We start from the raw sequence: 12,858 nt of genomic DNA, 5'->3' as shown, positions 1-12,858 counted from the left end.
CCCGGTCACATCACCAGCTGTACAGCTTCCAGTACACCGGCGACACGCCGTCCTTGTCGTTGTCGAAACGGCCATCGCCGTTCTTGTCGTACATATAGAACGGGGCACCGCGCGACGGGGTCACCTTGACCATGCGCAGCTGGCCGGACACGCGGTATTCCTCGATGACATCGCCGTTGTCCATGGTGCGCTTGGACACATCCGCGCCCTTGACGTCCACCGGGGGAGCGCCGGCACCACCCATGCTGGCGCAGCCAGCAAGCAGGAGCACGGAAGCCAGCATCAGGGTCTTCATCGGCGGGGGCCTTTGCCTGGAAAGAGCCTTGATTATGCCCCATCGCCGCGGCTGTGCCGTGTCGTCGCAGTGCAGGCACGGGCGCGTAGAATCGACCCATGAGCAGATTAGTCCTGATCGACGGGTCCAGTTACCTGTACCGCGCGTTCCACGCGCTGCCGCCCCTGTCCAATGCACAGGGCGAACCCACCGGCGCGCTGTTCGGCGTGGTCAACATGCTGCGCTCGACGCTGAAGGAGCGCCCGGCCTACGTGGCGTTCGTGGTCGATGCGCCCGGCAAGACCTTCCGCGATGACCTGTACGAGCAGTACAAGGCCAACCGCCCGCCGATGCCCGACGAGCTGCGCAGCCAGGTTGAACCGATGTGCCGCATCGTTGAAGCGCTGGGCATCAGCATCCTGCGCATTCCCGGCGTGGAAGCCGACGATGTGATCGGCACGCTGGCCCTGCAGGGCGTGGCGCAGGACCTGAAGGTGACCATCTCCACCGGCGACAAGGACTTTGCCCAGCTGGTGCGCCCGGGCATCGAGCTGGTCAACACCATGACCGGCAGCCGCATGGATTCCGATGCCGCAGTGATGGAGAAGTTCGGCGTGCGCGCCGATCAGATCATCGACCTGCTGGCGTTGATGGGCGACACCGTCGACAACGTGCCGGGCGTGGAGAAATGCGGGCCGAAGACCGCCGCCAAGTGGCTGGCCGAGTACCAGCACCTGGACGGGGTGATGGCCGCCGCGCCGACCATGAAGGGCAAGATCGGCGAGAACCTGCGCGCCGCGCTGGAGCGCCTGCCGCTGAACCGCGAGCTGGTGACCATCCGCACCGACGTAGAGCTGGACGCCAGCCCGACCACGCTGGCCCTGCGCGAGCAGGACGTGCCGGAGCTGACCGAGCTGTATGCGCGCTACGGCTTCACCCAGGCGCTGAAGGAGCTGGGTGCACCGCTGCCGGCGCCGACGGCCGCCAGCGAAGCAACGCCGAGCCTGCGTGGCACCGCCGCCGGCTTCGCCCGTGGCAGCGCCGAGGCACCGGCCGCCGGCACGCTGGATCCGGCGCTGGCCGCACCGGGTGAATACGAGACCGTGCTGACCGCCGAGCAGCTGCAGGCCTGGGTCGAGCGCCTGCAGCAGGCGGACCTGATCAGTTTCGATACCGAAACCGATGCGCTGGACGCGATGCGTGCGCGCCTGGTGGGCATCAGCCTGGCGGTCGAGCCGGGCAAGGCCGCCTATATTCCGGTCGGCCACGATTACCCGGGCGCGCCGGCGCAGCTGCCGATGCAGCAGGTGCTGGACGCACTGCGCCCGGTGCTGCAGGACCCGGCGAAGAAGAAGCTGGGCCAGCATGGCAAGTACGACCTGCATGTGCTGCGCCGCCACGGCGTGGAGGTGCAGGGCTACCACGACGACACCATGCTCGAGAGCTTCGTGCTCAACTCCACCGCCACCCGCCACGACATGGATTCGCTGGCCCTGCGTTACCTGGGCTACAGCACAATCAAGTTCGAGGACGTGGCCGGCAAGGGCGCCAAGCAGATTCCGTTCTCGCAGGTGGGCATCGACGAAGCCAGCCGCTATGCGGCCGAGGACGCCGACATCACCCTGCGCCTGCACCGCGCGCTGCAGCCGCAGCTGCTGGCCGAGCCGGCGCTGGACAGCGTGTACCGCGACATCGAGATGCCACTGGTACCGGTGCTGACCACGATCGAAGCCAATGGCGTGCGGATCGACACCGATGAACTGCGCCGGCAGAGCCAGGACCTGTCCTCGCGCATGCTGGCCGCGCAGCAGAAGGCCACCGAGCTGGCCGGCCGTAGCTTCAACCTGGATTCGCCCAAGCAGCTGCAGGCGGTGCTGTTCGATGAGCTGAAGCTGCCGGCGGTGGTGAAGACCCCGAAGGGCCAGCCCAGCACCAATGAAGAGGCGCTGGAGGCGATCGCCGACCAGCACGAACTGCCGCGAGTGATCCTGGACTACCGGGGCCTGGCCAAGCTGCGCAGCACCTACACCGACAAGCTGCCGGAGATGGTCAACCCGGACACCGGCCGGGTGCATACCAGCTACCACCAGTCCGGTGCCGCCACCGGCCGCCTGTCCTCGTCAGACCCGAACCTGCAGAACATCCCGATCCGCACCGAGGATGGCCGCCGCATCCGCCGTGCGTTCATCGCCCCGGAGGGCTTCCAGCTGCTGGCGGCCGACTATTCGCAGATCGAGCTGCGGATCATGGCCCACCTGTCCGAGGACCCGGGCCTGGTGCGTGCCTTCGAGCAGGGCGCCGACGTGCACCGCGCCACCGCCGCCGAGGTGTTCGGGCGCACGCTGGAGGAAGTGACCCCGAACGAACGCCGCGCGGCCAAGGCGATCAACTTCGGCCTGATGTACGGCATGAGCGCCTTCGGCCTGGCGCGCAACCTGGGCATCGACCGTGGCCAGGCGCAGGACTACGTGGCGCTGTACTTCAGCCGCTACCCGGGCGTGCGTGATTTCATGGAGCGGATGCGCCAGCAGGCCCGCGACCAGGGCTATGTGGAAACCCTGTTCGGCCGCCGCCTGTACCTGAACGACATTCATGCACGTAACCAGGGCCTGCGCGCCGGTGCCGAGCGCGCCGCGATCAACGCGCCGATGCAGGGCACCGCCGCCGACATCATCAAGCGCGCGATGGTGGACGTGGACCAGTGGCTGCGTGACAGCGGCGCACCGGCACGGATGATCCTGCAGGTGCACGATGAACTGGTGTTCGAAACCGAAAGCAGTTTCGTCGAGGAGTTGCGTTTGCAGGTGGTCGAGCGCATGTCGCAAGCGGCCAAACTGCGGGTGCCGCTGGTGGTCGATACCGGCATCGGCAACAACTGGGACGAAGCACACTGAGGGTGTTTCAGGCCGAAAACGACGTGAATTCGTTCATTCGTCAGAGGTTTCTGACTCGATCATGAATGTTGCCCTGATGGAGGTTCATTAAATTGGGCCCCTTCACGAACCGTTAGTGTTCGGAGTGCTTCTATAACTCTCGACAGGCGCAACGCCTGTTGTGGATCTCTCCCATCCCCTGGAGCAGATCTCGGAACGGGGACTCCTCCCCAAGTGCCCGTTCCCCGGCCCCGTTGACCTCCCCCTGGTCAGCGGGGCTTTTTATTTGTGCCGTTGCCAGATGACGTGGCCTGCGCCACGCTGGGCCACCGCTCCGCAGGGGAACCCGCAATGCCCGATCTGTTCTCACTGGCGATGCCGTGGTGGGAGTTCATCCTGCGCGCGGTGGTGGTCTACGTCGTGGTGCTGGGCATGGTCCGGCTGAGCGGCAAGCGCCCGCTGGGGCAGATCACCCCGTTCGACGTACTGCTGGTGGTGCTGCTGGGCAATGCGGTGCAGAACGCGCTGCTCGGCACCGACACCTCGCTGGGCGGTGGCTTGTTGCTGGCCGCAACCCTGATCCTGCTCAACTACGGGGTGGGCTGGGTCAGTACCCGCAGCCGTCGCATCGAGCGCCTGGTGGAAGGAGAACCGGTAGTGATCGCGCGTGATGGGCGCCTGTTCGACGCCGTTCTGCGCCGTGAGCAGGTCACCCGTGCCGATTTCGAGGCCGCGATGCGCCAGCAGGGCTGCCTGGGCGTGGAGGATGTCGAGCTGGCCCTGCTGGAGATCAACGGGCACATCACCATCATCCCCAGGAAGAGCACCTGACGTGTAGCGTCGAGCAAGCTCGACGCTACGGGTACCCCTTCCCGCGCCCTCAGAGCGCGGCTTCGGCCTTCAGTGACGGCCAGTTGCGGGTGGCGTCCACATCGCAGGCCACATGCGTGCCCTCGCCATCCTTCGCGCAGAGCGCCGCCATGGCCTGCGGGATCTTCGGGTCGGCGGTATGCGAATACACCGCTGCCAATGCCAGGCACCCTTCGCGGACACCGGCGCCGCACAGCGTCTCGAAATAGGGCAGCGACGCGGCCCATTTCTCGGCCTCGAACAGGGCTTCGCCGGCAACCTTGCAGCCCAGCAGCTTGCCCTCGGTGCAGCAGGCCTTGGCGCCGTCCTTGCGTGCCAGGGTGGGGCAATCCAGTGGCAGCGGGATCTCCACGAACGCCACCGGCGGCGTGCAGCTGGCATTGCCTGCGGCGGGCTTGCGCTCGTAGTAGGCGAAGCGGTTGCCGCCGTCGACGCTGGCGAGGTTTCCGTTCTTCAGCGGTTGCAGCACGAAGTCGCTGCCGACATCGGGACGGATGAGGATGCGGCCGTCCTGCAGGCGCGCGCGCAGGCGCTGGTCGCGGCCCTCGGCCTCAACCAGGCCGCCATCGAGGAAGCGCAGCTGCGAGAGCACACCGTACTCGGCTTCATAGCTCCCACACGGCAGCGCAGTGGCCGGCACCGGAGCCAGTGAAGCGACCGGCGCAGCGGCCAGGCTGGCAAGCGCCTTGGCGCGGCCGCAGGCCACGCCGTCCGCGCGCTGCGCGCACGACAGCTGCAGCGCTTCGTGGGCCTGCAACAGGCGCCCGCCACTCCACAGCACCTCGGCAACGTCGGCGCAGAAGGTCTCGCCGTGCTGCTGCCGGCACAATGTGGCCAGCTCATCGAGCTGCGCGGACGGCAACACGGGATCAACCGAATGCTGCAGCCCGAGCAGGGACTTGCCGATCATCTCCAGCCCGACCACCTCGGCGATCGCCCTGCAACCCTCGGCGTTGAAGGACGCGGAATCCTCCTTGCAGATCTCCGGCTTCGGCGGCTCGGCCCGTGCAGGCGCCGGGGCAGCGTCCTTGGCCTGCTGCTGGTAGGTCTCCAACAGCTGGGAGCAGGCCGCGCCCACGCCCTCGGCACACCAGGCGTGCAGCTTCACCGGTGCGGCCTCGGGCAGCGCCTCCAGGCACTCGGAGGTGTTCATCACGCAACCATCTTCGATGGGCTCGGGCATCGTCCTGCAGGCGGCGGCGTGCTCACGGGTGAACTCGCGATAGGGCGTGTTGATCGTGCGGTCGTTGTCCGAGAAGAACCAGTTTTCCAGGCGTCCCGTGGACAGGTTGCCGGTGCCGAGCACGTCTTCCTGGCGGGCGATGCGCAGCTCCTCGGTGGCCTGGTAGGGGCCGGACAGGAAGGCGTGGCCTTCGCTCTCGATGGTCAGCGTGATAGTGCCGCCGCTGTCCTTGTAGGTGCCGCAGGCCATCGACTGCGCGGCAGCCGGCAGACTTGCCGAGGCCAGCGCGAGCAACAGCAGGGAGCGCCAGCCCGCAGCGCCGGGGCGGAGGGAAACAGCAGCAGGCATGACGTCATCCTTGAAGAAGAAAAAAGACGACCTGTCCGGTGCAGGACGCACCGCAGGCAGGAGAAGACGCCACGCGTCAGGCGTGGCGCCGGAAGGTCAGAGCCAGTCGCGCGGCACCAGGTAATCGGCCAGGCGTGCCTCGGCGCTACCCGCTTCCGGGGTGAAGCCGTACTCCCAGCGCACCCGCGGCGGCAGGCTCATCAGGATGCTTTCGCTGCGGCCACCACTCTGCAGGCCAAACAGCGTGCCGCGGTCGTAGACCAGGTTGAATTCCACATAGCGGCCGCGTCGGTACAGCTGGAACTCTCGCTCGCGCTCGCCGTAGGCGGTGTCCTTGCGCTGCTGCACGATCGGCAGGTAGGCATCCAGGAAGCCATCGCCGACCGCACGCAGATAGTCGAAATCGCGCTCGAAGTCACCGTGCAGGTCGTCGAAGAACAGGCCGCCGACGCCGCGCGTTTCATTGCGGTGGCGCAGGAAGAAGTACTCGTCGCACCAGCGCTTGTGCGCGGCATAGCGTTCTTCGCCGAACGGGGCGCACAGGTCGCGCGCGACCCGGTGCCAGTGCTGCACGTCCTCGTCGAACGGATAGAACGGGGTCAGGTCGAAGCCACCGCCGAACCAGCTGGCCACCACTTCGCCGTCGCGCTGCGCCTGGAAGAAGCGCACGTTGGCATGCGTGGTCGGCACGTAGGGGTTGAGCGGGTGGAACACCAGCGACACGCCAGTGGCACGCCAGGAGGCGCCAGCCAGTTCCGGACGGTTGGCCGAGGCCGATGGCGGCAGGCGGCTGCCGGCCACGTCGGAGAAGCCGATGCCGGCCTGCTCGAACACCGCACCGTCGCGCAGCACGCGGGTACGCCCGCCACCGCCCTCGGCACGCTGCCACAGGTCTTCCTGGAAGCGGGCCTGGCCATCGGCGGCCTCGATCGCCGCACAGATGCGGTCCTGCAGGTCGGTGAGATAGGCGCGCACGCGCTCGAATTCGTTCATGGCGCGTACTTTACCGCAGGGCCCGCCCGAAGCTGCGGGCAGGCCCTGGCCGGCTCAGCGCTTGCGGTTGGAGTTGCGCGGCGCCGGAGCGTCGTCCACGGCTGCCTCATCAACCGCCTTCTGCAGGGCACCACCCAGCGTGATCAGCTCCCAGTTCTGGGTGCCGAGCACGTCGCAGGCCACATGCAGGCCACTACGGTCGGCCTTGCACAGCTGCTCCAGGGTTGCCCGTGCGTCCAGTTCCGCGCCGTTGCCCTGCGCGGTCACCAGGTTCTCGCACCCTTCGCGCACGCCGGCGCGGCAGACCGTGGTGTAGTGCTCGGCAGCCTGCAGCCAGTCGCCGGACAGCGCAAGGCGGTTGCCGAGAATGTTGCAGCCCTGCAGCTTGCCCTGCGCGCAGCAGGCTTCGGCACCGCCCTCGTTGGCCAGCGCCAGCGGGCAATCCTGCGGCAGTGGCAGCACCTTGAACTGCTTCGGTGCACTGCACCGGGTCGGGCCCTCGCCGGTGGGGACGAACACCTGGAAGCGGGTCCAGTTATCCAGGCCCAGCAACTGGCCGCCGGGCAGCGGGCGCAGCACGAAGTCGCCGTCCCGGTCGTGGTGGATGCGGATGTCGCCCGCTTCGACGCGTGCGCGAAGATGGCTGCTCCAGCCAACGCCAACCAGGCCGGCGTCACCGAAATCCAGCGTGTCCATCAGGCCGCCGTCGGACCGGTAGTTGCCGCAGGGCAATGCAGTTGCGGGCTGCAGTCGCAGCGATGCGCCCACCGCCTGCAACGCCGGCAGGCGCTCGCAGGTGGCGGTGTCATTGCCGGATGTGCAGGCCGCAGCCAGGGCCTGCACCGCCTGCTGGGGATCTCCCGCGTCCCAGGACAGCTCAGCCACGCGGGTGCAGAAGCCGCCGTGCGATACCTCGCGGCACAACCGCAACAACTGTTGCCGCCGCTCAGCTGGAATGATCACCGGCACGGTCGGTGCCGTCATCGTCACCATGGCTTCGGTCATGGCGGCCGTCATCGCGGCCTTGACCAGCTGCTCCTGCACTGCCGGGTCGGCCTCGAGTGCGGCGGCACACGCCGGGGTTCCCTGTTCGAAGCCACCGTTGTCACAGGCGGCGGGGAGTTTGATACCGGACAAGGCGGCGTCGAGCGCTGCCTTTGCCAGGGCGGGATCGGCCTCGACCGTGGGTTTGGCTTCCTCGTGCCAACGATCGGCCAGTTGCAGGCACATGCCGGGCACGCCTTCCCGGCACCCTGCTTCCAGCGCGGTCGGGGTCGCTTCGCGACGGTTGTCCAGGCACGCCGCCGCATCAGCCAGGCAGCTGCCTGCAGCCGGCGTGGCGGCTGCGGCGCACTGTGCGGGCGCCTGCAGGAGGTAGACCGTGCCATCCACCTCGACCGTGCGGCCACGATCGCGCACCTGCAGCGCGCTGGGCAGGCCGTACTCCAGGTTCACCAGTTGCAGCTTTCCGTCGATCTGCTGGAACGCGACCGGAGACGGCGCACTGCCGAAGTGCTTCTGCTCGCCGCGGTTCGGTGAGCTGATGCGCAGCGTGCCGCTGCCTTCGTCGGCCTTGAACAGGCCGCATTGTGGCGACTGTGCGGCGGCCATCGGCGCGGCCAGCAGCAGGGCCCAGGCCAGCCAGCGGCGGCGCGGTGCGGGTGAATGCATGTCGTCTCCTTGACGATCGAACGGGAAGCTCCTGGCGCTACGGCGAACCCTAGCCCTCGCGCGGGGGCGTGCATTGTGCCGTGCCGGGCACGAGCTGGTAACGCTGGTAGGCCGTCTGGTTGTCCATGCCGAGCAGGTCGCCGTTGCCGAGCTGGCGCAGCACAAGGGTTTCGCCGTTCTGCTGCAGCTGGACGGCGCCTTCGTGCAGGCGGGCACGCGCGCCATCACCGAAGTCGAGCATGTCGATCACGCCACCGTCGGCCTGGTAACGGCCGCACGGCACCTGCTGCAGCGGAACCAGGCGCAGGTCGGTGCCGAGGCCACGCAGTGGCGCGATACGCTCACAGGCACTGACGCGGCCTGCATCGCAGACCACCTGCAGGGCCTGCACTGCCAACGCAGGTTCCAGCGCGTTCAATTGCTGCGCGGCCACTTCCACGCAGAAGCGGCCACTGCGGTGCTGCAGGCACCGCTGCTGCAGCTGATCGCGTGCAGCGGCCGGAAGCGGCGAATCCAGTGTGTCTTCGTCTTCCTGCTGCAGGCGTTGATTCACCCGCTGCATGGCGGCAGCCAATGCATCATTCGTCAGCGCCTCGCAGGCCTGCGGGTCATGCCCGGGCGTGTATTCGCGGCAGGCAGGCGGGCGTTCAAAGCCCGTGGCACCAACGTCGTCGGTGGCCTTTGCTGGGCTGCCATCCCGCAGTTGTCGCAGCAGCGCCGAGCAGCCTGCGCCAACGCCTTCGTCGCACGCGCGCTGGGTCTGGCCGGGCGAAGCCGCAGGCAGCTGCGCAATGCAGTGGCTGCCGGCGGCGCGGCAGCTGCCGGCAATCGCGGCGGGTTCGCTGGCGCAGTCCCGGGACTGGCGCAACGTGTAGACCACCAAAACCTCGTCTTCGATGCGCTGCCCATCGGCGCTGATCCGGACCGGCAGTGCCACGCCATCGTCGAGCATGACCAGTCGGGCCTGCGCCGCACTGCGATCGACCCACAGCGGCTCCGGCTCGCTGCCGTCGTCGCGGCGGTAGCCGGTGCTGGGTGATGTGAATATCAGCGCCATGCCACCGTCGGTGCTGCGGTATTCGCCACAGCGCAGCGCATCGGCGGCGGCAGGCAGCGCGGCGAACAGCAGCAGCGCGGGGAGAAGGGTCAGCAAGCGCATGCGACGGTCCTTGTCGTACGGGAAAGGGGTGTGGCTCAGTGGAAGCGCGAGCGGATGTCTGGTCGCAGCAGGCGCCAGGCCAGCCAGCCCTGCAGGCCGAGGAGTACGAACGACATGGCCACCATGGTCAGCGTGATCAACCAGCGTTTCAGATGGAGTTCCTGTTGCAGGACGGCGTCGTCGGAGAGAAACGGGATGACGTCGCGCATGAACACGTCCAGCCACCCGGCGATCGCAAAGTTGGTCAATGCACTCATCAGCAGGATCGCCACAAAGCTCCACAGGCCCCAGCTGCGCTCGCGCAGCAGTCCCCAGCTGGCCAGCGTCGAGGCAAGGCACAGCAGTGCGACGATCATCGACGCGGCCACCGGATGCGCCAGAAGCCAGATCAGGCTGTGCAGGTGCTGGAGTTGCACTTCCCTCTCAATCAGGTGCCAGATCGGAAGGTTGTGCAGCGGCCACAGCAGCAGTCCCTGCATCACGAAGTAGACCGTGAGCAGCAGTGACAGCCAGAACGAGGCGTGTGCGATCGGGCGCACCCAGGCGTGATAGGTCGGTTGGACCAGCGAAGGAATCGGCGGGATCGACATTGACATCCGGTGTCCTTGCAATCGGTGCCCGCGCGCTCAGCGGGCCGTCACCCGGGTGGCGACGGCCGGCAGGATATGGTGTTCGCTCAGCGGTGCCAAGGGCAGGCCGTGCGGTGGCTGCAGCGGCACCCAGGCCAGTTCGGCGATCTCCGCGCGTGCCTGTGGCATGCCGTCCACCTGCACCCACCAGGCCTGGGCCTGCACGCGGTGGCCAGGCTCGTTCACCGCCCAGTCCTGGAACGTGCCCAGCGCGATGGAGGCATCGGTGCACAGCTGCACGCCGAGTTCCTCGTCCAGCTCACGGGCCAGCGCCTGCAGTGGCGCTTCGCCGGGTTCGGGCTTGCCGCCGGGCTGGATGAAGCGGCTGGCGCCGTGTTTGCGCACCACCAGCGCCCGGCCGCGGTCATCCAGGATGACCGCGGCCACGATATGGATCGTGGCCGCGGCGTTGCTCACTTCAGGTTCTGCTCGAACAGCTTGAGGATGCGCTTGTACTGGTCCAGCCAGGAATCGGCGCGGACGTAGCCGTGGCGCTCCAGCGGGTACGGAGCGATCGACCAGTTGTCCTTGTGCAGTTCGATCAGGCGCTGGGTCAGGTTCACCGAGTCCTGGAAGAACACGTTGTCATCCATCATGCCGTGGGCAATCAGCAGGTTGTCCTGCAGGTTCTGCGCGTACTCGATCGGCGAGGACACGCGGTACGCCTCCGGATCGATGTCCGGGGTGTTGAGGATGTTGCTGGTGTAGCCATGGTTGTACTGGTGCCAGTCGACCACCGGGCGCAGCGCGGCGCCGGCCTTGAACGTGCCCGGCGAGCGGAACAGCGCCATGAAGGTCATGAAGCCGCCGTAGGAACCGCCGTAGATGCCGGCGTGGTCGCGGTCACCCTGCTGGGTGTCGACCAGCCAGTCCAGCCCGTCCTTGTAGTCTTCCAGTTCCGGGTGGCCCATGTTGCGGTAGATCGCCGTACGCCAGTCGCGGCCGTAGCCCTCGCTGCCGCGGTAATCCATGTCCAGCACGATGTAGCCCTTCTGCACCAGCAGGTTGTGGAACATCTGCTCGCGGAAGTAGGCCGGGTAGCGCTGGTGCACGTTCTGCAGGTAGCCGGCGCCGTGCACGAACATCACGATCGGGTACTTCTTCCCCGGTTCCTTGTTTTCCGGTTCGTAGTACTTGGCCCAGACCACGCCGGCGCCATGCTTGGACGGCACTGCCACCAGCTTCGGCTGGATCCACTGGCGCGCCTTGTAGTCGGCGGTGCGGGTGTCGGTCAGCACGCGGGCCTGGCCACCGGTGCTCGGCAGCACGGCCAACTGCGGCGGCAGGTAGGCGCCGGAGTAGCGCACCAGCAGCTGCTGGCCGTCCGGCGACAGCGAGAAGTCTTCCACGCCGTTGAGGCTGGTCAGCTCGCGCACCTGGCGGCTGCCGGTGTCGACCGCGCAGACTTCGTAGTCATGCGGGGCCTGCTGGTTGCACAGGAAGTAGAAGCCCTTGCCATCGGCCGACGGCACCGGCGCCGAGGTTTCCCACTTGCCACTGGTCAGCGCCTGCGGCTTGGCGGTGCCGGCCTGGGTGTACAGGTGCGAGAAGCCCGATTCCTCGGACAGCAGCCACAGCGTGCGGCCATCGGCCATCCAGCCGAAATCGTTGAAGCCCCAGTTGATCCAGCCGTTGTCGGTCAGGCGATGGCGGTTCTGCACGCGGCCATCGGCAGCGTTGACGCTGATGATCCAGCGGTCCTTGTTGTCGTTGGCACGCAGCATCACTGCGGCCTGCTGGCCATCGGGGCTCCAGCGGATGCCACCGCCCATGAAGTCGCTCATCACCTGCAGGCTGCGCTCGCCCTTCAGCGCGTCCTTGCCGGCCTTGCGGCGCAGCTCGGCCAGCGGATCGGTGCTGATGCCAGGCAGGCCGGCCAGCGAGACCTTCTCGGCCTTGCCGGTGCGCACATCCACGTACCACAGGGTGTGCGGCTCGAAGCCGTTACGGCCGACGCGGGTGCGGGTGTCTTCGGTTTCCTCGTAGCCCGACTCGGTCACGTACAGCGGCATCTTGCCGCCGCGGCCGTCATCGAAGTCCTTCGGCTTGGTCACCACGATCAGGTGGGTCAGGTCCGGCGACAGCACGCTGTCGGCGATCTCCACGTCGGTGCCCAGGTACACCGGGCCCGGCGCGCGGGTCGGGTCGGCCTGGCGCCAACGCTGGTCCTGGTCCTTCAGTGCTTCGCGCTGGTCACGGTCGCGGCGCAGGGTTTCCAGCGTGCGCAGCTGCTGGTCACGCAGCACGTCGGCCTTCGGCGGCGTGCGCGGATCCTTCTCGGCCTTCAGGCTGGCCACCTGCTGCACGCCGCTGGCGGCGGTCCAGTGGAACCAGTTCTGGCCAACGCGCCAGATCACGCCATTGTCGGCAGCAAAGTTCACGTTGCCCGCGCGCTCGTTGCTGCGGGTCAGCTGGGTCAGCGCGCCGCTGCGCAGGTCGCGCACGAACACGTCGCCGTTGCGGACGAAGGCGCTGCGGCTGCGGCTGCGGTCGTAGACCGGCTCGGCCACGTCCAGGGTGCCGCGCTGGTCATCGGCCACCTGTGCGGCCACGCCACCCGCTACCGGCTGGCGGAACGTATCGCGCACCGGGCTGCCGTTGCGCTTGAGCTGGTATTCCACCTGCTGGCTGTTCCACGACCACCAGGCCTTCTCGACCGGCGGACCGATCCAGTCCGGGTCGGCCATGGCCTGTTCGATGGTGATCGGCGTCGGCGCGGCATGCGCAGCCGGTGCGGCCAGCACGGCCGACAGCAGGAGGGACAGGGGCAGCACTCGGGACATGGGCGGACGGCACCAGAAGAGGAAACCGGCCAAGCGTAGCAGCCGCAAGGGCCCGGGGCAGGGGCCACAGGTCAT

Annotated in this window: 10 protein-coding genes; 2 read left to right on the top strand and 8 right to left on the bottom strand. The window is 67.7% G+C overall.

Annotation, left to right across the window (positions count from 1 at the left end; all coding sequences use genetic code 11):
• Positions 1-10 precede the first annotated feature (10 nt).
• Positions 11-295 (bottom strand): DUF2782 domain-containing protein, encoded by a 285-nt coding sequence (locus ACZK4Z_RS21905; protein ID WP_125893331.1) that lies wholly within the window; start codon positions 293-295, stop codon positions 11-13.
• A gap of 98 nt (positions 296-393) precedes the next feature.
• Here ACZK4Z_RS21905 and polA point away from each other — a divergent pair, with 98 nt between their 5' ends.
• Both polA and ACZK4Z_RS21895 read left to right on the top strand, forming a co-directional pair.
• Positions 394-3,168 (top strand): DNA polymerase I, encoded by a 2,775-nt coding sequence (gene polA / locus ACZK4Z_RS21900; RefSeq protein WP_125893333.1) that lies wholly within the window; start codon positions 394-396, stop codon positions 3,166-3,168.
• A gap of 330 nt (positions 3,169-3,498) precedes the next feature.
• Positions 3,499-3,978: a DUF421 domain-containing protein gene (locus ACZK4Z_RS21895; protein ID WP_125893335.1), complete on the top strand. Its 480-nt coding sequence runs from the start codon at positions 3,499-3,501 to the stop codon at positions 3,976-3,978.
• Between the two features lie 49 nt (positions 3,979-4,027).
• Here the strand turns inward: ACZK4Z_RS21895 and ACZK4Z_RS21890 are convergent, their stop codons facing one another.
• From ACZK4Z_RS21890 to ACZK4Z_RS21860, 7 genes are all read right to left on the bottom strand, one after another.
• The gene (locus ACZK4Z_RS21890; protein WP_125893337.1) at positions 4,028-5,548 is read right to left on the bottom strand and encodes a hypothetical protein; all 1,521 of its coding nucleotides are present in this window, start codon (positions 5,546-5,548) and stop codon (positions 4,028-4,030) included.
• A gap of 96 nt (positions 5,549-5,644) precedes the next feature.
• A complete protein-coding gene (hemF, locus tag ACZK4Z_RS21885) occupies positions 5,645-6,541 on the bottom strand; it encodes an oxygen-dependent coproporphyrinogen oxidase (RefSeq protein WP_121504122.1) in 897 nt (298 codons plus the stop codon).
• A 54-nt stretch (positions 6,542-6,595) separates the two neighbouring features.
• A complete protein-coding gene (locus ACZK4Z_RS21880; RefSeq protein ID WP_125893339.1) occupies positions 6,596-8,212 on the bottom strand; it encodes a hypothetical protein in 1,617 nt (538 codons plus the stop codon).
• Positions 8,213-8,261: 49 nt separating this feature from the next.
• Positions 8,262-9,371: a hypothetical protein gene (locus ACZK4Z_RS21875; protein WP_125893341.1), complete on the bottom strand. Its 1,110-nt coding sequence runs from the start codon at positions 9,369-9,371 to the stop codon at positions 8,262-8,264.
• 35 nt (positions 9,372-9,406) lie between these two features.
• On the bottom strand, positions 9,407-9,967 hold the full coding sequence (locus ACZK4Z_RS21870) for a hypothetical protein (RefSeq protein WP_125893343.1): 561 nt from the start codon (positions 9,965-9,967) through the stop codon (positions 9,407-9,409).
• A gap of 30 nt (positions 9,968-9,997) precedes the next feature.
• A complete protein-coding gene (locus ACZK4Z_RS21865; protein ID WP_125893345.1) occupies positions 9,998-10,417 on the bottom strand; it encodes an NUDIX hydrolase in 420 nt (139 codons plus the stop codon).
• Positions 10,414-12,783 (bottom strand): S9 family peptidase, encoded by a 2,370-nt coding sequence (locus tag ACZK4Z_RS21860; protein ID WP_125893347.1) that lies wholly within the window; start codon positions 12,781-12,783, stop codon positions 10,414-10,416. The genes ACZK4Z_RS21865 and ACZK4Z_RS21860 overlap by 4 nt, the downstream gene beginning before the upstream one ends.
• Positions 12,784-12,858: the final 75 nt, after the last annotated feature.

It is taken from the genome of Stenotrophomonas sp. 71799_Sma, from assembly GCF_056482505.1.
The sequence above is the reverse complement of the archived record's forward strand: the minus strand, read 5'-3'. Positions and strand labels throughout refer to the sequence as shown.

Bases quoted from the DNA above. Each gene is read 5' to 3' on its own strand.
- ACZK4Z_RS21895 (WP_125893335.1), top strand. From the start codon at position 3,499: ATGCCCGATCTGTTCTCACTGGCGATGCCGTGGTGGGAGTTCATCCTG.
- polA (WP_125893333.1), top strand. From the start codon at position 394: ATGAGCAGATTAGTCCTGATCGACGGGTCCAGTTACCTGTACCGCGCG.
- hemF (WP_121504122.1), bottom strand. From the start codon at position 6,541: ATGAACGAATTCGAGCGCGTGCGCGCCTATCTCACCGACCTGCAGGAC.
- ACZK4Z_RS21890 (WP_125893337.1), bottom strand. From the start codon at position 5,548: ATGCCTGCTGCTGTTTCCCTCCGCCCCGGCGCTGCGGGCTGGCGCTCC.
- ACZK4Z_RS21905 (WP_125893331.1), bottom strand. From the start codon at position 295: ATGAAGACCCTGATGCTGGCTTCCGTGCTCCTGCTTGCTGGCTGCGCC.
- ACZK4Z_RS21875 (WP_125893341.1), bottom strand. From the start codon at position 9,371: ATGCGCTTGCTGACCCTTCTCCCCGCGCTGCTGCTGTTCGCCGCGCTG.
- ACZK4Z_RS21880 (WP_125893339.1), bottom strand. From the start codon at position 8,212: ATGCATTCACCCGCACCGCGCCGCCGCTGGCTGGCCTGGGCCCTGCTG.
- ACZK4Z_RS21860 (WP_125893347.1), bottom strand. From the start codon at position 12,783: ATGTCCCGAGTGCTGCCCCTGTCCCTCCTGCTGTCGGCCGTGCTGGCC.
- ACZK4Z_RS21870 (WP_125893343.1), bottom strand. From the start codon at position 9,967: ATGTCAATGTCGATCCCGCCGATTCCTTCGCTGGTCCAACCGACCTAT.